Origin of the sequence: Baekduia sp. (genome assembly GCF_035318805.1) — a bacterium.
Taxonomy (GTDB): domain Bacteria; phylum Actinomycetota; class Thermoleophilia; order Solirubrobacterales; family Solirubrobacteraceae; genus Baekduia.
In genome coordinates this window covers 116,783-138,130 of sequence record NZ_DATHDY010000046.1, presented here as the reverse complement: position 1 = coordinate 138,130, position 21,348 = coordinate 116,783, and the positions used below count along the sequence as shown (strand labels likewise).

General features: G+C 71.9%; 20 protein-coding genes. 16 read left to right on the top strand and 4 right to left on the bottom strand.

What is annotated here, in order from left to right:
• Nucleotides 1–37 precede the first annotated feature (37 nt).
• From VK501_RS11295 to VK501_RS11275, 5 genes are read left to right on the top strand one after another with little or no spacing between them, the layout of a single operon-like run.
• Nucleotides 38–1,318, top strand: a complete 1,281-nt coding sequence (locus VK501_RS11295) for an acyl-CoA dehydrogenase family protein (RefSeq protein WP_324337514.1) — start codon at nucleotides 38–40, stop codon at nucleotides 1,316–1,318.
• Nucleotides 1,318–2,250 carry an alpha/beta hydrolase gene (locus VK501_RS11290; RefSeq protein ID WP_324337513.1) on the top strand — a complete coding sequence of 311 codons (933 nt, stop codon included), beginning with the start codon at nucleotides 1,318–1,320 and terminating at the stop codon, nucleotides 2,248–2,250. Before VK501_RS11295 ends, VK501_RS11290 begins: the two co-directional genes overlap by 1 nt.
• 23 nt (nucleotides 2,251–2,273) lie before the next feature.
• Nucleotides 2,274–3,197, top strand: a complete 924-nt coding sequence (locus VK501_RS11285) for a fumarylacetoacetate hydrolase family protein (RefSeq protein WP_324337512.1) — start codon at nucleotides 2,274–2,276, stop codon at nucleotides 3,195–3,197.
• Entirely contained in the window at nucleotides 3,194–4,081 is an 888-nt protein-coding gene (locus VK501_RS11280; protein ID WP_324337511.1) for a VOC family protein, read from the top strand. Before VK501_RS11285 ends, VK501_RS11280 begins: the two co-directional genes overlap by 4 nt.
• Entirely contained in the window at nucleotides 4,078–5,619 is a 1,542-nt protein-coding gene (locus tag VK501_RS11275; RefSeq protein ID WP_324337510.1) for a CoA-acylating methylmalonate-semialdehyde dehydrogenase, read from the top strand. The genes VK501_RS11280 and VK501_RS11275 overlap by 4 nt, the downstream gene beginning before the upstream one ends.
• Nucleotides 5,620–5,628: 9 nt before the next feature.
• Here the strand turns inward: VK501_RS11275 and VK501_RS11270 are convergent, their stop codons facing one another.
• Entirely contained in the window at nucleotides 5,629–6,255 is a 627-nt protein-coding gene (locus VK501_RS11270; protein ID WP_324337509.1) for a cysteine hydrolase, read from the bottom strand.
• Nucleotides 6,256–6,454: 199 nt separating this feature from the next.
• On the opposite strand from VK501_RS11270, the gene VK501_RS11265 reads away from it, so the two are divergent.
• Together VK501_RS11265 and VK501_RS11260 are read left to right on the top strand one after the other, a co-directional pair.
• Nucleotides 6,455–7,111, top strand: coding sequence for an HD domain-containing protein (locus tag VK501_RS11265; RefSeq protein WP_324337508.1), 657 nt, complete (start codon nucleotides 6,455–6,457; stop codon nucleotides 7,109–7,111).
• Between the two features lie 130 nt (nucleotides 7,112–7,241).
• Complete coding sequence (locus VK501_RS11260; RefSeq protein WP_324337507.1) at nucleotides 7,242–8,723, top strand: catalase; 1,482 nt, start codon at nucleotides 7,242–7,244, stop codon at nucleotides 8,721–8,723.
• A gap of 34 nt (nucleotides 8,724–8,757) precedes the next feature.
• Here the strand turns inward: VK501_RS11260 and VK501_RS11255 are convergent, their stop codons facing one another.
• The gene (locus VK501_RS11255; protein WP_324337506.1) at nucleotides 8,758–9,405 is read right to left on the bottom strand and encodes a thymidylate synthase; all 648 of its coding nucleotides are present in this window, start codon (nucleotides 9,403–9,405) and stop codon (nucleotides 8,758–8,760) included.
• Between the two features lie 238 nt (nucleotides 9,406–9,643).
• Between VK501_RS11255 and VK501_RS11250 the strand changes: the two genes are divergently transcribed.
• A complete protein-coding gene (locus tag VK501_RS11250; protein WP_324337505.1) occupies nucleotides 9,644–10,531 on the top strand; it encodes a LysR family transcriptional regulator in 888 nt (295 codons plus the stop codon).
• Here the strand turns inward: VK501_RS11250 and VK501_RS11245 are convergent.
• Nucleotides 10,497–11,375 (bottom strand): nitrilase-related carbon-nitrogen hydrolase, encoded by an 879-nt coding sequence (locus VK501_RS11245; RefSeq protein ID WP_324337504.1) that lies wholly within the window; start codon nucleotides 11,373–11,375, stop codon nucleotides 10,497–10,499. The genes VK501_RS11250 and VK501_RS11245 overlap by 35 nt on opposite strands.
• A gap of 148 nt (nucleotides 11,376–11,523) precedes the next feature.
• Between VK501_RS11245 and VK501_RS11240 the strand changes: the two genes are divergently transcribed.
• Nucleotides 11,524–12,768, top strand: coding sequence for an aspartate aminotransferase family protein (locus VK501_RS11240; protein ID WP_324337503.1), 1,245 nt, complete (start codon nucleotides 11,524–11,526; stop codon nucleotides 12,766–12,768).
• Entirely contained in the window at nucleotides 12,768–14,255 is a 1,488-nt protein-coding gene (locus tag VK501_RS11235; protein ID WP_324337502.1) for an NAD-dependent succinate-semialdehyde dehydrogenase, read from the top strand. The genes VK501_RS11240 and VK501_RS11235 overlap by 1 nt, the downstream gene beginning before the upstream one ends.
• Here VK501_RS11235 and VK501_RS11230 read toward each other — a convergent pair.
• Nucleotides 14,252–14,929 (bottom strand): GntR family transcriptional regulator, encoded by a 678-nt coding sequence (locus VK501_RS11230; RefSeq protein WP_324337501.1) that lies wholly within the window; start codon nucleotides 14,927–14,929, stop codon nucleotides 14,252–14,254. The two genes, VK501_RS11235 and VK501_RS11230, sit on opposite strands and share 4 nt — an antisense overlap.
• 104 nt (nucleotides 14,930–15,033) lie before the next feature.
• On the opposite strand from VK501_RS11230, the gene VK501_RS11225 reads away from it, so the two are divergent.
• Genes VK501_RS11225 through VK501_RS11200 form a run of 6 tightly spaced genes read left to right on the top strand, consistent with a single transcriptional unit; the run spans nucleotide 15,034 to nucleotide 21,341 of the window.
• Nucleotides 15,034–16,704, top strand: a complete 1,671-nt coding sequence (locus tag VK501_RS11225) for a PucR family transcriptional regulator (protein WP_324337500.1) — start codon at nucleotides 15,034–15,036, stop codon at nucleotides 16,702–16,704.
• Nucleotides 16,705–16,756: 52 nt separating this feature from the next.
• The gene (speB, locus tag VK501_RS11220) at nucleotides 16,757–17,755 is read left to right on the top strand and encodes an agmatinase (protein WP_324337499.1); all 999 of its coding nucleotides are present in this window, start codon (nucleotides 16,757–16,759) and stop codon (nucleotides 17,753–17,755) included.
• Entirely contained in the window at nucleotides 17,752–18,504 is a 753-nt protein-coding gene (locus VK501_RS11215; protein WP_324337498.1) for a glucose 1-dehydrogenase, read from the top strand. Before speB ends, VK501_RS11215 begins: the two co-directional genes overlap by 4 nt.
• Nucleotides 18,505–18,523: 19 nt before the next feature.
• Nucleotides 18,524–19,636: an alcohol dehydrogenase catalytic domain-containing protein gene (locus tag VK501_RS11210; RefSeq protein ID WP_324337497.1), complete on the top strand. Its 1,113-nt coding sequence runs from the start codon at nucleotides 18,524–18,526 to the stop codon at nucleotides 19,634–19,636.
• A gap of 5 nt (nucleotides 19,637–19,641) precedes the next feature.
• Complete coding sequence (locus VK501_RS11205; RefSeq protein ID WP_324337496.1) at nucleotides 19,642–20,391, top strand: hypothetical protein; 750 nt, start codon at nucleotides 19,642–19,644, stop codon at nucleotides 20,389–20,391.
• Nucleotides 20,391–21,341: a hypothetical protein gene (locus tag VK501_RS11200; protein WP_324337495.1), complete on the top strand. Its 951-nt coding sequence runs from the start codon at nucleotides 20,391–20,393 to the stop codon at nucleotides 21,339–21,341. Before VK501_RS11205 ends, VK501_RS11200 begins: the two co-directional genes overlap by 1 nt.
• Nucleotides 21,342–21,348: the final 7 nt, after the last annotated feature.

Below are 21,348 nucleotides of genomic sequence, written 5' to 3'. Positions count from 1 at the left end.
CTTCGGCCATGTTGTCGGCCAACGATCGAGGTCACGCATGTCCGATGTCATCAGCCAGCCCGCCGCGGAGGGCGTCACGCCCGAGATGCTGCTCGAGCGGGCCGCCGCACTGCGGCCGCAGCTGCGAGAGGAGCAGGCGGCCGCCGAGCTGCGCGGCACCTACTCGCCCGAGATCCACCAGGCGTTCCGCGAGGCCGGGTTCTACTCGATCCTCGTGCCGCGCCGGTTCGGCGGCCTGGAGCTGGACCTGACGACCTACTACCGCGTGATGATCGAGGTCTCGCGCGGCGACCCGGGCAGTGGCTGGTGCCTCACGCTCGGCTCGAGCCACGCCCTCGTGGCCGGCAGCTTCTTCTCGGAGACGGCGCAGAGGGAGTTCTTCACCGATGGGAACTACTGCGCTCCACACACGGCGGTCGGCCCCGGCATCCTGCTGAAGGAGACCGAGGGCGGCTACCTCGCCAGCGGGCGGGTCGACTACGGCTCTGGCGTGCCGTACTCCGAGTGGGTGCTCGCCGGGGCGTTCCTGGAGCAGGCCCCGGGGGAGACGGGCTTTCCGCGCATGGTCAACATCGCGCTACCGATCGCGCAGGTGACGGTGCTCGACAACTGGGGCGGCGACCGCACGCTCGGCATGCGGGCGAGCGGCTCGAACTCGATCGTCGTCGCGGACGTGTTCGTCCCGGAGCATCACGTCGTGCCGGGCAACTGGCACGAGGGCTGGGACCCGACCGTGCCGACGCCGGGCATCGAGCTGCACGGCAACCCCATGTACCTCGGGCGCGCCCATGCGACCTACCACACGTCGATCGCGTCCGTGCAGGTCGGAGCGGCCAAGGCGGCCCTGGACGAGTTCGAAGAGCAGATGTTGACGCGGAAGGCGGTCGCGCCGCCGCCGATCCCACGCTCGGAGGACCCGCACAGCCTGCGGATCCACGGTCAGGCAGCGGCGCTCACCGACTCGGCGGAGGCCCTGATCGACGCGGTGACGCTGCGCTACACGGAGCACGCCGAGCGCTGGGCGCAGACCGGCGAGCTGTTCGACATGCAGAAGGTCATCGCGCTATATGCGATGGCGCAGCAGGCCGGCGCGCTCGCGGCCGAGGCCGTGGAGCTGATGTACCGCAGCGCCGGATCATCGGCCTCCGTGCCGGGCAGCCGGCTGGCCCGCTACTTCCGGGACACCGCGATGTACCGCGGACACCAGTCGTCGCAGCGCGAGACGTACTGGGCGCGGATGAGCGCGGTGCGGCTCGGGCTCGAGGAGGGGCTGTTCAGCTCGTTCATGAAGGCCGCAGCCAACGAAGGAGGCAAGTGATGTCGATGCCCGAGAACCCCATGTCGGTCTGGGTCTCGCAGGTGATGGGACGTGAGGTGAAGGTGCCGTTCGCACAGTCGGTCGACGATCTGGTCGTCGACCGAGGGGAGAACCGCTTCCTGCACCTCAACGTGGACCTGCCGGCCACCGTCGAGCTCCACGAGCACGTCGTGCTGCGCGAGGGGCCGGTTCGGGAGATCAGCGCGGAGATCTACGTCCCGCAGGTCGACGGAGCGCCACCCGTCCTCCTGTTCGTCCACGGAGGCGGCTGGTTCAAGGGCAGCGCGGAGGACGAGCGCAAGCTCGGCATGCAGATCGCCGAGGCGGGGTTCGTCGTGGTCAACCTGGACTACGCGCTGGCTCCCGAGCATCCGTTCCCCGCCGGGCTCGAGGACGTCCTGTATGCCGTCGAATGGATCACCTCCAACATCGGCGAGTACTCCGGCGACCCCGACCGGTTGGCCATCGCCGGCGCCTCGGCGGGTGCGAACCTCGCCGCGGCGGCGACGGGCGTCCTGCACGCCGACCCCTCGGCCGACGGGCCGCGTGCCAGCGCGCTCCTGTTGTTGTACGGCATCTACGACCTCGGGCCGATCGGACAGTTCCCCGGCCCGAACCCCGTCTTCGAGGCCTACCTCGGCGAGTCGTGGCGCGAGCGTCTCGACGACCCGCGCGTGAGCCCGATCCGCGCCGCCCTCGAGCACTTCCCCCCGACCTACGTCTCCTGCGGGGACGAGGACCAGGCGCTCGGGATGTCCCTCGCGATCGTGGGGGCGCTCGCCGCCGCGCACACGCCGGTCACCGCGTCGGTCGTCGCGGGGGCGAACCACGTCTTCCTGAACATCCCCGACGTCATCCCGGGCGCGGGTCCGGAGCTGGACCGCATCACGCGCTGGCTCGACGCACAGCTGTCTACCACCGTGGTCGGCTAGATCGCTCAGACAAGGAGAGCATCATGAGACTCGTTACGTATGAATCCCCTGACGGGCTGCGCGCCGGCATCCTCGTCGGCGAGCGGATCGTCGACGCCGTGACGGCCGCAGAGCAGGCCTCGCTGCCCGACGCCAGCACGCTGAGCAGCGTCCGCGCCTTGATCGGGCTCGGCGCCGGCGATCTCGCGGCGCTCGACGGCGCCGCGGCGGGGCTCGCCGACGAGGGCCTGCACCTGGCGTCGGTGACCCTCGGCCCGCCGGTGCCGGATCCCGACAAGATCATCTGCGTCGGGCTCAACTACCGCGAGCACGCCGCCGAGGCGCAGATGGCCGTCCCGGACTATCCGGTGCTCTTCGCCAAGTTTCGCAACGCGCTGATCGGAGACGGGCAGGCGGTCGAGGTCTCCGATCTCAGCGACGAGTGGGACTACGAGGCCGAGCTCGGGGTCGTCATCGGGCGGCGCGCCTCGGGTGTGGCCGCCGCCGACGCCCTCGAGTACGTCGCGGGCTACATGCCGTTCAACGACGTGAGCGCCCGCGACGTCCAGCTCCGCTCTCCGCAGTGGACCACCGGCAAGGCCATCGATCGCACGGCACCCTGCGGGCCTGCGCTGGTCCTGGCCGACGAGGTGCCCGATCCGCAGGCCCTGGCGCTCAAGCTCACGCTCAACGGCGAGGTCCTCCAGGAGGCGAGCACGGCCGAGATGATCTTCCCGGTCGCGACGCTGGTCGAGTACATCAGCCGGTACATCACGCTCGAGCCGGGAGACATCATCGCCACGGGCACCCCCGCCGGCGTCGGGTTCAAGCGCGACCCCGTCGTCCGGCTCAAGCCCGGCGACCTCATGGAGACCGAGATCGAGGGCATCGGCAGGTTGACGACCCCGATCATCGAGCGGCCGGCGCGGGACGCCGAGCGCGCCACCACGGCGGTGACCGCCCGATGATCTCGCGCATCGGGCACATCGCCTTCACGGTGACCGACCTCGAGCGATCCGTCGCCTTCGCGCAGGACGTGGTCGGTCTCCGCCTCGAGGCGCAGGCGGACGGCGTCGCGTACCTCACGTCCAACGCGCGTCATCACCAGCTCCGCCTGACGCAGGGCGACGTGCACGCCTGCTCCTCGATCGGGCTCGACGTCGCCGATCCGGCGGCGCTCGAGGCCGTGGCCGAGCGGGCGACGCAGGCCGGCCTCGCGGTGGACTTCGACCGGCAACAGCACCCGGGCATCGAGCGCACGCTGTGGATCGACGTCCCGGAGGGGCCGACCTTCGAGCTCTGCGCGGGCGTGGCCGCGGTGGCCGATGACGCGTATCCGGTGCACGGCGTGCGTCCCAAGAAGTTCGGGCACGTGACGCTGGCGTCCACCGATACGGCGGCGCTCGAGCAGGTGCTGACGGAGACGTTGGGCTTCCGCGTCTCGGATCGCATCCCGGGCGTCCTCGCCTGGCTGCGCTGCAACACCGACCACCACGGCATCGGCCTGGTCACCGGGGAGTCCTCGGGCGTCAACCACTACGCCTTCGAGCTCGAAGGCTGGGGCTCGTTCGAGGCGCTCGCCGACCACGCCATCCAGCACGGCGTCCGGTTGATCTGGGGACCGGGCCGGCACGGGCCGGGAGCGAACCTCTTCTGCTACTTCGAGGACGCCGACGGCTCGATGGTCGAGTGCTTCTCCGACATCCTCAAGGTCGAGGACGAGGCGACGTACTCGCCCAAGGACTGGCCGAACGACGCGACGAGCCTGAACCGGTGGGGCCCTGGGCCCGACCCGGTGTGGTTCGACTACAGCACGCCGTTTCTGTCCTCGCTGCTGGCGCCGGCGCGATGAGCGAGACGCTGAGCATCGCCTCGCAGGCCGCGACGGGCGACGGCGCCGACCCGGCGCTCGTCACGCACTGGATCGACGGGGCGCCCGTGGCCGGTGGGGGCCGGACCCTCGCCATCACCGATCCGGCGCTGGGGCGCGGCGTGCGCAGGGTCGAGCTCGCCGACGAGGCCCTGGTCGACCGGGCGGTCGCGTCGGCCGCCGCGGCCGCCGAGCTGTGGGGCGAGGTTCCGCTGCCCAAGCGCGTCGAGCGCCTGCGGACGATGCGCAACCTGATCTGGGACCGGCGTGCCGAGCTCATCGAGCTCATCGGGGCAGAGCACGGCAAGGTCCAGTCAGACGCGATGGGGGAGCTCCAGCGAGGACTCGAGGTCGTCGATCTCGCGTGCTCGGCCTCGCTCGTCGTCCGCGGGCGCTACAGCGACCAGGTGGCGACCGGGGTCGACGTGTACTCCATGCGTCAGCCACTGGGCGTCTGCGTGGGCATCACGCCGTTCAACTTCCCCGCGATGGTGCCGTTGTGGATGTTCCCGGTCGCCCTGGCGGCTGGGAACGCCTTCGTGCTGAAGCCGTCCGAGCGCGATCCGTCGGCGCCGCGCTACCTGGCCGAGCTGGCATCGGAGGCGGGGATCCCGCCCGGCGTCCTGAACGTCGTCCACGGCGACAAGGTCGCCGTGGACGCGCTCTGCACGCATCCCGACGTCGCCTCGGTGAGCTTCGTCGGCTCGACGCCGATCGCGAAGTACGTGTACGAGCGGGCCACCGCCGCCGGCAAGCGTGCGCAGGCGCTGGGCGGAGCCAAGAACCACATGGTGGTGTTGCCGGACGCCGACCTGGACGTCGCGGCCGACGCCGTGACCTCCGCGGCGTACGGATCGACCGGGCAGCGCTGCATGGCCATCTCGACCCTCGTCGCGGTGGGCGGCGTCGGCGACGCCCTGGCCGCGAAGGTGCAGGAGCGCCTCGGGGCGATCCGGACCGGTCCGGCCAGCGACGTCGACGCCGAGATGGGTCCGCTCGTGAGCGGCGCTGCGCGCGACCGCGTCCACGACGCCATCGGCTCGGCGGAGCGCGAGGGTGCGGCGGTCGTCAGCGACGGCCGTGACGTGAGCGTGAAGGGCCACGAGGACGGGTTCTTCGTCGGTCCGACGCTCATCGACCACGTGGCACCCTCGATGGAGGTCTATCGCGAGGAGATCTTCGGGCCGGTGCTCATCATGCTGCGCACCGAGACGCTCGACGAGGCGCTCGCCCTGGTGAACGCCAACCCGTACGGCAACGGCGCGGCGGTGTTCACCTCCGACGGCGGGGTGGCCCGGCACTTCAAGCGGAAGGTCACGGCCGGGATGGTCGGCGTGAACGTCCCGATCCCCGTCCCGGTGGCGTTCTACAGCTTCGGCGGGTGGAAGGACTCACTGTTCGGAGACCGCCATCTGTACGGCGAGGAGGGCTTCGACTTCTACACGCGGGCGAAGGTGGTGACGGAGCGGTGGCCCGCGGCCGTCTCGGACGGCGTGGGGCTCGCCTTCCCGGGCCGGTAGGCGGGTCCGTCAGTCCGCCGCGACCGGGGCGCCGTGCAACTGATCGGTGAACGCGTCCGACGTCATGACGTCGGAGAACATCGGGTAGTCGAACCGGATCGCGTTCTCATGCTCCTCGTGTGACGTCGCCGCGACGCAGTCCGACAGCGTGATGACCTCGTAGCCCTTCTCGTAGCCGGTCCGCATCGTGGACTCGACGCAGCAGTTCGTCAGGAAGCCGCCGAGCGCGATGGTGGTGATGCCACGTGCGCGCAGGATGAAGTCGAGGTTCGTCGTGGCGAACGTGTCCAGGCCGCGCTTGCCCTCGACGACGACGTCGCCCGCCTGGGGCGCGAGCGCGTCGACGATCTCCGCGCCCCACTCGCCCTTGACGAACGCCGTGGAGTCGACGACGCCCTTGAGGATGCCGTACGGGTGGTCCGACAGCTCGCCGTAGCCCGGGGCGAAGGTGATGGGCGCGTGGACGATCGTCGCGCCGGCCGCGCGCGCGGCCTCCGCGAGCCGGCGCGTGTTCTCGAGCATGCCGGTCTTCTCCATCACGCCCTGCACCGCGCCGTGGAGCGCACCTCCGTCCGACGTGAAGTCGTTCTGGTACTCGATCAGCACGACCGCGGTGCGCTTCGGGTCGACGGGCACGGGAGGCTCCTTTCCAGCGGGCAGGACGTACTGCCGACTGTAACTCGCCGAGCGCGGCGCGGCGACCAGGACGCACGGCCGCACGGCACGCGATGACCTTCGGCCAGGTCGCACCGGACCTTCGGCCACACATCGCCGCGCCGGCCCGCCATAGCCTCGGGATCGACCCACAGCGTCTCAAGGGAGTTCAACCGATCCCATGACCGACCTTCACCGACCCGTCACGACCATCGCCGGGATCAGGATCCCGGACAGCAGCCTCGCGGAGGACGTCACGCAGTTCGTGCGTGACACGTCTACGCAACTGCTGTACGACCACTCGCGGCGGGTCTTCCTCTGGGGTTCACTGGTCGGTGCCGAGCGCGGACTCCAGTTCGACCCCGAGCTGCTCTACGTCGGGGCGATGTTCCACGACATCGGGCTCGTCGAGGGCCACCGCAGCCCCGACGAGCGGTTCGAGATCGACGGGGCCAACGCGGCCCGGCGGTTCCTCGAGGAGCGGGGTGTCCCGGAGCAGGACGTGATGACGGTCTGGGAGTCCATCGCCCTCCACACCACGCCGGAGATCCCCCGCTACAAGCAGCCCGAGGTGGCGCTGGTGACCGCCGGCGTCGAGCTCGACGTCCTCGGCCAGGGGTTCGACGACGTGGCCGCGGCGGTGCGCGACGAGGTCGTCGCCGCCCACCCGCGCACGGGCTTCAAGGCGGGCATCGTCGAGGCGTTCGCCGACGGGATGCGCTTCAAGCCCGAGACGACCTTCGGGACGATGAACACCGACATCCTCGAGGCCAAGGTCCCCGGCTACGTCAAGCCCAACTTCTGCGACTACATCGCGAACTCCGGCTTCCGCGAGTGAGACCGACGGCCGGCGACATGCCCCGTCGATCAGGTGATCGCGGATGCCGCTCACGCGGCACCGGGCCCACATCAACTCTGCACCGACGCAACCACTCGAACGTTCCGCAACGCGCCAGGAGGCCGCTTCCATGACCGACGACCTACGTCCACCCACCGCCACCAACGACTCCGGGATCCCGACGCCCAGCGACGAGTTCTCGCTGACGGTCGGCCCGGGCGGCCCGACGGTGCTGCACGACCACCACCTCGTGCAGAAGATCCAGCACTTCAACCGCGAGCGCATCCCCGAGCGCGTCGTGCACGCCAAGGGCAGTGGGGCGCACGGATTCTTCGAGGTGACCGCGGACGTCACCGAGTGGACGAGCGCAAGCTTCCTGTCGGAGGTCGGCAAGCGCACGCCGATGTTCGCGCGCTTCTCGCAGGTCGCCGGCGAGCTGGGCAGCGCCGACACCGTGCGCGACCCGCGCGGCTTCGCGCTGAAGTTCTACACCGACGAGGGCAACTACGACCTCGTCGGGAACAACACGCCGACGTTCTTCGTCCGTGACGCGAGCAAGTTCGAGGACTTCATCCACTCACAGAAGCGGATGGCGGACACCGGGATGCGGTCCAACGACGCGCAGTGGGACTTCTGGACGCTGTCACCGGAGACGGCGCACCAGGTGACGATCCTGATGTCCGACCGCGGCACGCCGCGCGCCTACCGGCGCATGAACGGCTACAGCAGCCACACGTACTCCTGGAAGAACGCCGGCGGCGAGCGGTTCTGGGTCAAGTACCACTTCAAGACCGTCCAGGGGGTCGAGAACTTCACGCTGGCCGAGGCCGATGCGATGGTCAGCGAGGATCCCGACTTCCTCCGTCGCGACCTCTGGGACGCGATCGCCGCCGGCGACGCCCCCGAGTGGCGCCTGGAGATGCAGATCATGCCCTTCGAGGACGCCGCGGACTACCGCTTCAACCCGTTCGACCTGACCAAGGTCTGGCCGCACGCCGACTACCCGCCGATCACGATCGGCCGCATGGTCCTCGACCGCAACCCCGCCAACCACTTCGCCGAAGTGGAGCAGTCCGGGTTCGCGCCCGCGAGGCTGGTGCCCGGGATCGGCCTGAGCCCGGACAAGATGCTGATGGGGCGGGTCTTCTCCTACCACGACACGCACCTGCACCGCATCGGCGCCAACTACGAGCAGCTGCCCATCAACGCGCCGCAGTGCCCCGTGCACTCCTACAACAAGGACGGCGCGATGACGTACCGGCACGCCGGCGCGCAGCCCGTCTACTCGCCGAACTCCTACGGGGGCCCGCGGGCCGATCCGAGCAAGGAGCTGCCCAGCTGGTCGGTCGAGGCGGCGGAGATCGGTCGCTACGCCTACGAGAAGCACGCCGACGACGACGACTTCGTCCAGCCCCGGGCGCTGTACCGCGACGTGATGACTCCGACCGACCGCGACCACCTCGTCACGAACATCGTCGCGCACGCGGGCGACCGCGTCTCCGCGGACGTCCAGCGGCGCGTGATCGAGTACTGGACGAACGTGGATGCCGAGCTCGGAGGCCGCGTCGCGGCCGGCCTCGGCTACTCGGAGGCTGCGGCTTCGGCCGCGTGAGATCCCCGGACGCCGCGGCGCTGCCCGCGGCGTCCTACGCCACCGGATCGGCCACGTCTGCGAGCTGCGCCATCAGCGCCCACTCGGGCTGGTAGACGTGGGCCGACTTGGCGTGCACGGTCAGGCGGCCGAGCGCGGCGCCGAGCTCGGTCGCGACGTGCTCCTGGAGGCGGGCCAGCTCGACGAGGTTGCCGTAGGCCTTCTTGCCGAAGTCGAGGCTGTGGGCGTAGACGACGAGTTCCAGCGCGCCGCCGGGCAGCCAGAAGTCGAGCATGCTCACGCACGGGACGTAGGCCGTGTCGGTCAACGGCTGGAAGGTCGTGATGGTCGCCGATCGCGACGCGGGGTCGGAGCGCAACCGCTCGACGACCCACGCGATCTGGTCGCGGCCGGCGCCCGCGTAGTTGAACAGCCGCACGGCGTAGCTCTTGGCGTCGCCGAGCTCGGGCACGTCCTTCTGGACGAAGAAGTTCTCGTGCATCCACGCCAGCCACTCGGCGTCGCCGAGCTCGGCGATGATGGGATCGTCGGACGACGGGTGCTCGACGGCGAGGGTGAGGAGCGCGAGCTCGCGGGTCGGCTGGTCGTCGTAGCTCGCGAGCGCGCTGCGCTGGAGGATCGCGCGCGAGACGCGCAGCCAGCCCTCGCCGAGGGTTGGCGCGTCGACGACCACGATGCTCATGCGGTGAGTCTGTCACGGGGCTGCCGTCCCGGCACGCGCACGCTCGGGCCGGAAATGGCCGCCAGGGCGACGAAGGCGTCGAGAGCTGCGACGACACCCTTCGACCGTGGGGAGGACGCACGCCGGCGGGCCTGCAGGGGAGGGGGAGGGGCCCGCCGACGTGGTCTGATCGGGAGGCTCGTGCTTGGCCCGCCTGAAGTCCAAGACATAGATGATCTTGCTTCAATACCGTTGCGGCATGGAGATCCGGCAGCTGCGGTACCTGGTGGCCCTGGCCGAGGAGCGGCATTTCACGCGCGCTGCCGCGCGTGCCAACGTCGCGCAACCCGCGCTCTCGCGGCAGATCCGGTCGCTGGAGGTCGAGCTCGGGGTCCCGCTCGTCGATCGCACCTCGCGGCGCGTGTCGCTGACCGACGCCGGCGAGCGGCTGGTCGAGCGCGCTCGGCGCATCCTCGACGAGCTCGAGGCCGCGCGGGCCGACGCGCAGGATCTGCGTCAGCTGCTCCGGGGCCGTGTCAGGTTCGGCGTCAGCGCGACACCTGGACCGGTCGACGTGGTGGCGTTGGTGGCGGCGTTCCATCGCAGTCACCCAGGCGTCGAGCTCGACGTCCGCGACGCGCTCAGCTTGGAGCTCGCGCGGCGGCTGCGGGCCGACACGCTGGACGTGGCGCTCCTCACCGCGGTGGGGGAGGACGACCGCCGGCAGCTCGAGCTCCTGCTGGTCGACGAGGAGCGCCTGGTGCTGTGCGTCGGCAGCGGCCATCCGCTGGCGGCGCGCAAGCGCGTCGCGCTCCGCGATCTGCGAACCGAGCGCTTCGCGGTCTTCCCGGTCGGCGCCACCATCCGCACGCTGGTGGAGCGCGCCGCGGCGGAGGCGGGCTTCGAGCCGCAGGTGGCGTTCGAGTTCAGCAACACCGCACGCATGCGCGCGCTCGTCGTGGAAGGCCTCGCGGTGGCCATCCTCCCGGCCTCCCAGGCCGGCGCCCCCGGCGAGGGAACGGTGGCCGTCGGCCTGGCCGAGCGGTCGCTGGTCCACCAGGTCTTCCTCGGCCGGCGCCGCGACCGCGAGCTGTCGCCGGCGGCACGGGCGTTCATGGCGACGTCGAGAGCGCATCTGGAGGTGTGATCGCCGAAGCGCGAGCCACGGCCGGCAGGCGATAGAGCTCCGGCCGGCGATCGGCGAGGACGTCGTTGCGTTCGGTCAGCCGCTTGTCGCGGGCGAGCCCGAGGCGGCAGGACGCGAGCGCGACGCCCGCCACGGGGCCGTCGAGCGGACCGGCCAGCGGCCATCCGTCCGGGTCGACGACGACCGACGCGCCCACCCACTGGGCGCCGCGTTCCTCCCTGGCACGATCACACGCCGCGATGAAGATCCGGTTCGTCGCCGCGAGCGCCTGCACTCGCACGACCTCCATCGGCCGCTCGTCGTCGGGTCGCGGGAACGCCGGCCAGTTGGTCGGGGCGCAGAGCAGCTCCGCGCCGGCGACGGCGACCTGGCGCACGTACTCGGGGAACTCGAGGTCGTAGCACACCATCATGGCCAGCCGGCCGAAGGCCGTGGACACCACCGGAGGCGGCCGGTCGCCGGGCGCGAAGAGCAGCTTCTCGCGGTCCCACAGGTGCGCCTTGCGATGGATCGCGCGCACGCCGCTGCAGTCGGCGAGGACCGCGCTGTTGTGCAGGCGTCCGTCGGCGCCCTGCTCGCAGAAGCCGCCGACGACGACGATGTCGAGCTCCGCGGCGAGCGCCGCCCACGACCGGACCGTCGGGCCGTTCGTGGACTCGGCGAAGCGGCGGGCCTCGCGCTGGTCGGTGAACGCATATCCGCTGGACGCGAGCTCCGGCAGGACCACGATGTGCGCGCCGCGGCCCGCTGCAGCCCGAACCGCCGCCGCTGCCGTCGCGCGGTTGGCGTCGGGATCGCCCAGGACGATCTCGAGTTGGCAGCACGCCACGACGGCCTCGCTCATCCGCGCACGCTACCGCGGCCCTGGTGAGCGACGCAGCCGAAACTGTGCAAGAGCGGGCGAAGGCGTTTGCCCACGTTGTGGGTCGCGGCCCGCATGGCGACATCGCACACTGCCTCGCGTGCAACGACTCTGGCATCCCTTCGCCGACATGAGCCGCGTCTCCGGAGCCGAGGTCAACCTCGTGAGCGGAGAAGGCTGCTTCGTCGAGGACGACGGCGGCAGGCGCTACCTCGACGCATCGGCCGGCCTCTGGTACTGCAACGTCGGGCACGGCCGGCGCGAGATCGCCGATGCGGTCCACCGGCAGATGACCTCGCTCGCCGCCTACCAGACCTTCGACGTGTTCGCCAACCCGCCGGCGCTCGCCCTCGCCGAGCGCGTGGCCGCCCTGGCGCCGGTCGACGGCGACGCTGTGGTGTTCTTCACCAATGGCGGCAGCGATGCGGTCGATACAGCGGGCAAGATCGTCCGTCGCTACTGGAGCCTGCGTGGGCGGCCCGAGCGGACGACGGTCGTCGCGCGAGGCGGCGCCTACCACGGGATGAACGCGTACGGCACGAGCCTCGCCGGCATCGAGGCCAACGCCGCGGGCTGGGGCCCGCTGGTTCGCGAGGTCGTGCACGTGCCCGCGCACGACGTCGGCGCGGTCGCCGAGCTCTTCGAACAGCGCGGGTCGACCATCGGCGCGTTCATCGGCGAGCCCGTGATCGGGGCCGGCGGCGTCCACCCGCCGGTCGACGACTACTGGCCGCAGATCGCCGACCTCTGCCGGGAGCACGACGTCCTCCTGATCGCCGACGAGGTCGTCACCGGCTTCGGCCGTCTGGGCCGGTGGTTCGCCAGCCAGCGGTTCGGCGTCACACCCGATCTCGTCCTCACCGCGAAGGGCATCACGTCCGGGTACCTCCCCCTCGGCGCGGTGCTCTGCGGCGAGCGCGTCCGGCAGACGATGTGGGCCGGCGACGCCGGGCCCTTCCGCCACGGCTACACCTACTCCGGGCACCCCAGCGCGTGCGCGGCCGCGATGGCCAACCTCGACATCATCGAGCGCGAGGGGCTCGTCGAACGCGTCGGGGCGCTCGAGCCGGTGCTCGAGGCCGCGCTGGCGCCGCTGTCGGCGCATCCGCTGGTCGCCGAGGTCCGCAGCGCCGGCCTGCTCGCCGCCGTCGAGCTGGACGCCGAGGCGTTGCGTCAGCGCCCGGGACTCGTCGACGACGTCGTGCGGGACGCCCGCGAGGCGGGCGTGCTCGTGCGCGGCCTGATCGGCCGGTCGCTGCAGATCTCGCCGCCGTTCGTCATCACCGAGACGGAGATCGCGCAGATCGCCGCCGCGCTGCGCGCCGCGCTCGACGCGGCCGCCGACCGCCGGCCCGCCGGCGCCGAGGCGCGCTGATGAGCGCCGCCGCCGCCGCCGGCGCCGCGGAGCGCGCCGTGATCGACGCGGTCCCCAAGGAGCTGTTCATCGGGAGGTGGCGACCCGCGGCTTCGGGTGCACGGTTCCCGGTGCGCGACCCGTCGACGGGGCAGGTGCTCTGCGAGGTGGCGAAGGCGTCGGCCGGCGACGCGGTGGCCGCCCTGGACCTCGCGGTCGCCAGCCAGCACGACTGGGCGGCCGTGCCGAGCCGTGAGCGCGCCGAGATCCTGCGTCGCTGCTACGAGCGGCTGACCGCCGACGCCGAGTCGCTCGCGCTCCTCATCACGTTGGAGATGGGCAAGCCGCTGGCCGAGGCGCGGGGCGAGGTCGCCTACGCGGCGGAGTTCCTGCGCTGGTTCTCCGAGGAGGCCGTGCGGATCGGCGGCCGCTACGCGACCTCGCCGGAGGGGACGCTGCGGATGCTCACCACGCGCCAGCCCGTCGGCCCCTGCCTGCTGATCACGCCCTGGAACTTCCCGCTGGCGATGGGCACGCGGAAGCTCGCCCCGGCGCTGGCCGCCGGCTGCACCGCGATCCTCAAGCCGGCGGCGCAGACCCCGCTGGCGAGCCTCGCGCTCGTGCAGATCCTGCGCGACTGCGGACTGCCCGACGGCGTGGTCGGCGTCGTCCCCACGACCGACGCGCGCGGCGTCATCACGCCGCTGATCGAAGACGGCCGGGCCCGCAAGCTGTCGTTCACCGGCTCGACGCCCGTCGGCCGGTCGCTCTCCGAGCAGTGCGGTCGCCGGCTGATGCGCGTCTCCATGGAGCTCGGCGGCAACGCGCCGTTCATCGTCTTCCCCGATGCGGATCTCGAGCAGGCCGTGGCGGGCGCGGTGGTCGCCAAGATGCGCAACATCGGCGAGTCGTGCATCGCGGCCAACCGCTTCTACGTCCACGCCGACGTGGCCGACGCGTTCACCGCGGGCCTCGCGGAGGGGCTGGCCGGCCTGCGCGTCGGGCGCGGCACCGAGCCCGGCGTGCAGGTCGGGCCGCTCATCGACGACGTCGCCGTGCAGGGCGTCGACGCGCTCGTGCGCGACGCCGTGGACCGCGGGGCACGGGCGGTCGTGGGCGGCGAGCCGGTTCCCGGCGCCGGCCACTTCTACCGCCCGACGGTGCTGACGGGCGTCGCCGCCGACGCGCGGATCCTGCACGAGGAGATCTTCGGGCCGGTCGCGCCGGTCGTGACGTTCCGCGACGAGGACGAGGTCGTCGTGCGCGCCAACGCCACGCCCTACGGCCTGGTGTCCTACGTGTTCACCGACGATCTCGACCGGGCGCTGCGCCTGGGCGACCGCCTCGACAGCGGCATGATCGGCGTCAACGTCGGCGTGGTGTCCAACCCGGCCGCGCCGTTCGGCGGCATCAAGGACTCGGGGCTCGGGCGCGAAGGTGGCGCCGAGGGGATCGACGAGTACCTCGACGTGAAGTACCTCGCGATCGCCAACCGATCAGGAAGCTAGATCAGCTGCAGCAGCCGGTCGCGGTTGGTGTCGAGGAGCTCGGCCAGCAGCGTCCGCGCCCGCGCGACGTCGCCCGCCACCAGGCTGTGGTGGATCACCGCGTGCTCACGGGCGATCTGGCGTGGGTCCTCCTCGTCCTGGTTGCCGCGGTAGAGCATCGAGAAGTACAGCGACACCGCCGTCAGGACCGTGCGGAAGAAGGTGTCGATCCGCTCGCTGTCGAGCAGGCCGACCAGCGCCGCGTGGAACTCCAGGTCGCGATCGGTCAGGAGCACCCAGTCGCGGCCCGTGGCCGCCTCCTCGAGGGCGACGACGGCGCGGGCCACGGCCGCGCGGCGCTCCTCGGGAGCGTGCTGCCAGGCGTCGACGGCGCTCAGCTCCAGGACGTCGCGGGTGCGGAACACGTCGACGACGTCGGCCGGGGTGGGCTCGAAGACCACCGCGCCGCGATGGCGGTGGTGGACCGCGAGGCCGTCGCGCACCAGCGCGGTGATCGCCTCGCGAACGGTGTGGCGCGAGACGTCGGCGGCCGACGCGATCGCCACCTCGCGGAGCGCCTCACCCGGCGCGATCTCACCGCGCAGGATGGCGGCCCGCAGCTCGCCGGCGAGCTGGTCGCCGGCCGATGAGGTCTCGATTCTGGGGATCCCGCTGAACGGCTGAGAAGAGGCCATGCTCCACGTTTGTCGGTTGTTCGATTGTCGAACAATTGCTACCTTACCGCCTCCATCCACCGGAGCGCGCTGAGGAGTCGAGCCGATTGGAACCGTATGTGGGAATGCTGCTGACGGTGGCGCCGTTGGATCGCGCCGAGGTGCTCGCCGGCGGCCGGCTGGTCGGCGAGCGGCCCGTGTCGTGGGTGACGGTCATCCATTGGCCCGCCGCGGAGTTCGCGCGGGCGGGTGAGCTCGTCCTCACCACCGGCGTCGGGTGCTCGGAGGCGGAGCTGGCGGAGTTCGTCACGACGCTGGCGGCGCGCGACATCGCGGCGCTGTGCATCAGCCGGCCGTTCGACGAGGAGATCCCCAGGTCGGTCTGCGAGGCCGCCGACGCCGCCGGGCTGCCGCTCCTGCGGCTGCCGTGGTCGCTGTGCTTCACCGACGTCAGCCGCGCCGTGCTCGACGAGGTCGTCGCGTCGCGCTACCGCGCAGAGCTCGACGGACCGGGTGGGCTCCAGCAGAGCTGCAACCGGGCCCTGCTCGAAGGTGACAGCTTCGACGGCCTGGCGGCGGAGCTCGAGCGCTGCACGGGCCGGCCCGCGCTGATCTTCGATCGCAGCTTCCGGCTGGTCGGCCATGGTCCTGCCGGGGCACGCGCCGTGGACGGACGGCGGCTGCCGACGCTCGACGACGTCGCCACCGCGGCGGATCCGCAGCGCCAGGACGCGCTCATCGAGCTGCTCGCGGCGCAGCGCCCCCAGAGCTTCCGCGACCTGCCCGCTCCGTGGATGGGCCCGGCGTGGGGACTGCGCGCGAGCGCGCGCGGGCGCGCGCTCGGCTTCGTCGCACTGCTCGGCGAGGCGGGCGACGACGCCGTCCCGCCGCCGCTGGAGGCGCGCGCGCTGGAGGTGGCCGCCGAGTCGGTCGCCATCGAGATGCTCCGGGTGCACGCGACCGCCGACGGCGCCCAGTCAGACATCCTCCGTGACCTGCTCTCCGGCGCCGAGCAGCACGCCGTGGCCGACCGCGCCCGGGGCCTGGCCATGGAGCTCGCAGACCCCTGGGAGCTCGCGGTCGCACGCCAGAGCCCGTCGATCCTCGGCGCGCTGGAGAGCCTGCGTCAGCGGGCGCGGCGAGCCGGCCTCGAGCTCGTCGAGTGCACGATCGGCGACGCGACCGTGCTCGCGGCCCCCGCAGCGGCCGAGAGCGCGGCGCGGCTCCACGCGCTGGTGCGGCAGGTCGCGCAGCAGTACGCCGACGGCACGGTGGCCTGGGGCCTGGCGGAGGGCGCGGCGCCGCTGCGCGACGCGCCACGCATGCTGGCCGAGGCGGAGCGGGCGCTGCGCGTGGCCCGCAGCTTCGCCTCCGAGGAGCCGGTGGCCGACCCGCACCGGCTCGGGCCCTACATGGTGCTCGGCGCCCTGGGCGACGACGACTACGCGGCCGGCGTCGCGTACGCGCTGGTCGCGCCGCTGGTGGACTACGACGAGCGGACGGGACGCAACCTGCTGCAGACCCTCGAGGTGTTCCTCGACGAGAAGGGCAACACGAGCGCCTCGGCGCGGCGGCTGTTTCTCAACCGCCACTCGCTGCTCTACCGCCTGCGCAAGATCGAGGAGCTGGCCGGCCGTTCGCTGGAGAGCTCGCAGGACCGGTTCCTGCTGGAGCTCAGCCTCCGGCTGCACCGCTACGGGACCGCGCACCTCGACGGCGACCGGCGGCTGATCGACCGCCCGCCGCGTGCGGCGGTTGCAGCCCACACATCCGTGGATGGGGTCCCCGCGCTTTGAGCCAACTTGTCGGATGCCGCCTTCGCCCCCCGCAGAGAGAGTTGTCCCACGCATGACCGCCACTTCTGACCACGTGACCCAGGGCCCGCCGTACGGACCGGCCGATGCCCTCCGCGCCCCGCGCTACACGGGCATCAGGACGTTCGCCCGCTGCCCGCACGTCACCGACATGCGCGGTGTCGACGTCGCGGTCCTGGGCGTCCCGTTCGACACCGGAACCAGCTTCCGCGTCGGCGCGCGGTTCGGACCCGAGGCCGTCCGCTCGGGGTCGACGCTGCTGCGTCCGTACAACGCCAACCTCGAGGTGGACGCCTTCGCCGATCAGTCGGTGGTCGACGCCGGCGACCTCGAGATCACCCCCGGCGACGCCGTCACGTCGCTGGGTCAGATCGCCGCGGGGCTCGAGCGCGTCGTGCGCGCCGGCGTCACGCCGATCGTGCTCGGCGGCGACCACACGATCGTGCTGGGCGAGCTGCGTGCCCACGCCGCGGTGCACGGCCCCGTCGCGCTGGTGCTCCTGGACGCCCACGTCGACACCGGAGACGCCTACTACGGCCAGCGCTACTTCCACGGCACGCCGTTTCGCCGTGCGGTCGAAGAGGGCCTCCTGCAGCCCGAGCGGTCGGTGATGGCGGGCATGCGCGGGTCGATCTACGACGACCGCGAATGGGAGAACGCACGCGATCTCGGCTTCGACGTGATCCCGTGCGAGGAGCTGGCGGCGCTCACGCCGGCCGAGTACGGCGACCGCGTCCGCGCGCGTGTCGGGGACGCCCCCGCGTTCCTGTCGTTCGACATCGACGTCGTGGACCCGGGGTTCGCCCCGGCGACCGGAACGCCCGAGGTCGGCGGCCTGCTCCCGCGCGAGGCGCTGCGCTTCGTGCGGAGCCTCACCGGCGTGGACTTCCGCGGCTACGACGTCGTCGAGGTCTCGCCGCAGCTCGACGGCCCCGCGCAGCCGACCGCGCTGCTCGCCGCCAACGTGGCCTACGAGTTCCTGGGGCTGAACGCGCTGGCCCGGCAGGCGCGCGACGCGCAGGGAGCGTCATGAGGCTCGAGGGCAGGTGCGCGATCGTCACCGGCGCCACGCAGGGAATCGGCCTGGCCACGACGCAGCGCCTGCTGGACGAGGGGGCGCGGGTCGTGATGGTCGCTCGCAACCGCGAGCGGTGCGAGGGCGTGGTCGCCGAGCTCGGTGAGGAGCGCGTCGCCTTCGTGGCCGCGAGCATCGACGACGCGGGCACGGCCGCCGCCGCCGTGACGCTCGCGCAGGAGCGGTTCGGCCCGCTGGACATCTTGGTCAACAACGCGGGCATGGACTACACCAGCGACCTGCTCACCACGCCGATGGCCGACGTGGAGCTCGTGTTCGCGGTCAACTTCTTCGGGGCGCTGCGGATGCTGCAGGCGGCTGCCCTGGCGATGGCCGGCCGCGGCGGCAGCATCGTGAACGTGACGTCGCAGCAGGCGAACGTCTACGTCGACTCGCTGGCCGTGTACGGCGCGAGCAAGGCGGCGCTGCAGACCCTGACGCGGGGCGCGGCGGTCGAGCTGGCCCCGCAGCGGATCCGGGTCAACGCGGTCGCCCCCGGCCTCACCGACACCCCGATGATCACCACCTGGGTCGACGACCAGGCCGACCCGGTCGCGTTCCGCGCCGCCGAGGCCGCACGGATCCCGATCGGGCGCCTGATCGACCCAGGCGAGGTCGCCGCCGCCATCGCCTACCTTGCCAGCGATGAAGCCGCATCGGTGACCGGAGCCTCGCTCGCGGTCGACGGGGGCTACACCGCCCGATGACCCATTGGAGGAACTCCCCATGCGCGCAATGATCTTCACCGGTGCCGACCGTCCGCTCGAGCTCACCGAGGTGACGCTCGCCGCGCCCGGCCCGGGCGAGGTTCGCGTCCGCGTCGAGGCGGCCGGGGTCTGCCACAGCGACATGCACGTCCGTGTCGGCGAGTGGGAGTCACCGACGCCGCTCGTGCTCGGCCATGAGGGCGCCGGCGTCGTCGTCGAGGTCGGCGAAGGCGTCGAGGAGCTCGTCGAGGGCGACCACGTGATCCTGTCGTGGATCGCGCCGTGCGGGCGCTGCCGCTTCTGCCTGGCCGACCGGCCGACGCGGTGCACCGTCCTCGGCGAGCGCGTCGCCCCGGGCGCCGTGATGGCCGACGGCACGACCCGCCTGCGCACCGCCGACGGAACCGACGTCCATCACTACCTCGGCGTCGCCTCGTTCGCCGAGGAGGTCGTCGTGCCGGCCAGCGGAGCGATCCGCGTGGCCGACGACATCCCGTTCGACTGCGCCGCCATCATCGGCTGCGCGGTCGCCACCGGCGTGGGCGCGGCCCGCACCACGGCGGCGGTCACGCCGGGCTCCACCGCGGTCGTCATCGGCTGCGGCGGCGTGGGCCTCTCGATCGTCCAGGGCGCCCGCATGGGCGGCTGCAGCCGCATCGTCGCCGTCGACCTCGTGCCCGAGAAGCTCGCGACCGCCGCGGCCGTCGGCGCCACCGACACGATCGACGGCAGCCAGGACGACGTCCTGGCGACCCTGGCCGAGCTGCTGCCGGACGGCGCCGACTACGCCTTCGACGCCATCGGCTCCGCCCGCGTCACCGAGCAGGCCGTCGCGGCGCTCGGCGTGGGAGGCACGGCGGTCGTCGTCGGCATGGCCCCGCAGGGCGTCCAGGCGACGTTCGACCTGCTGGGCCTGGCCGAGAACGACCAGCGCATCGTGGGCTGCAACATGGGCGGGGTCAGGCCCCGCGTCGACTTCCCGATCCTCGTGGAGCAGTACCGCTCGGGCGAGTTGCGCCTGGAGGAGATGATCACCGGCCACCGGCCGCTGTCGGAGGCCGACGCGGCCTTCGACGATCTCGCCGCCGGACGGGCGCTGCGCACGATCCTGCAGCCGTCGAGGGGTGCATGACGGTCATGGACGTCGAGCGCCCACGCACGCCTCCCGATCCGGTGCCCGACCTGGATGCGCTGGGGCGGGCCCTCGTCGAGGCGGGCGACGCGGCCGGCGTCTCGCTGCGGATGGTCGGCGGGATCGCGGTGCGGTGCCTCTGCCCGTCGGCGGTCGACGGACCCCTGGCGCGCACCTGCAAGGACATCGACCTGGTCGCTCGCGCCAGGCAGCGGCCCGAGATCGACGCGGTGCTCGCCGGGCTCGGGTACCTCCCCGACGAGGAGTTCAACCTCTACCAGGGGGGCATCCGCCTCAACTACGCGCACCCCGAGACGCGCGCGAGCGTCGACGTCTTCCTCGACCGCCTGACGATGTGCCACCGGTTGGAGCTGGCCGACCGGCTGGAGCTCCGGCCGCTGACCCTGGACCCGGCCGACCTGCTGCTCTCCAAGCTGCAGATCGTCCAGACCAACGAGCGCGACCTGCAGGATGCGACGGCGCTGCTCAGCGACACCACCGTCGACCCCGATCGGATCGCCGGCGTCCTGGCCGCCGACTGGGGCTGGTGGCGCACGTCGACCGAGGTGCTGGACCGGGTCGCCGCGTACGCGGGCGAGCTGGGTCACCGCGACGTGGGCGGCCGCGCCGCGGCCGCCGCCGCGCAGCTGCGCGAGGCGATCGACGAGCGCCCCAAGAGCCGCAAGTGGAAGCTGCGCGCGCGCGTCGGCGAGCGCGTGACCTGGTACGAGCTGCCCGAGGAGGTCGAGGACTGATGCGCATCTACTTCACCTCCGACATCCACGGCTCGGACAAGTGCTGGCAGAAGTTCCTGCGCTGCGGCGAGTTCTACGAGGCCGACGTCCTGATCGTCGGCGGCGACATCACCGGCAAGTTCATGGTGCCGATCGTCACCGAGCCGGACGGCAGCGTCACGTGCCTGTTTCATGGCGTCCAGCACGCGGTGCGCAACGACGACGACCTCGTCGACGTCAAGCGGCGCATCGCGTGGGCCGGGTCGTACGCGCTGGAGGTCACGCGCGAGGAGCACGACCGCTACGAGCAGGACCCCGATGCGGTCGCACGCGTCTTCAACGACCTCGTGCGCGAGCGCGTCGAGCGCTGGATGGCGATGGCCGACGAGCGGCTCTCGGCCGGCTCGGTGGAGTGCTACGTCAGCGGCGGCAACGACGACGAGCCGGAGATCGACGAGATCCTGAACGGCGCCGCGCGCGTCGTCTGCCCCGAGGGGCGGGTCGTGCGCGTGGGCGACCAGTTCGAGATGGCGGGGCTGGGCTTTGCCAACCAGACGCCGTGGAACTGCCCGCGAGACATCTCCGAGGAGGAGCTCGCGCGGCGCATCGCGGAGCTCGCGGCGCAGGTGCAGGACGTGGAGTCGGCGATCTTCGACTTCCACGTGCCGCCGTACGACTCCGGCATCGACACGGCGCCGCGGCTCACCGACGAGCTGCAGATCGTCAACAACGCCGGCGGCGAGCCGGACTTCATCCCCGTCGGCAGCGTCGCGGTGCGCAACGCGATCGACACGTACCAGCCTTTGCTGGGCATCCACGGGCACATCCACGAGTCGCAGGGCATCCGTCAGCTCGGCCGCACCACCGTGGTCAACCCGGGCAGTGAGTACCAAGAAGGCATTCTCAACGGCGTGCTGATCGATCTGGATCGACGCTCTGGCATCAAGCGCGCTCAGCTCGTGAGCGGCTGAGCGCGCT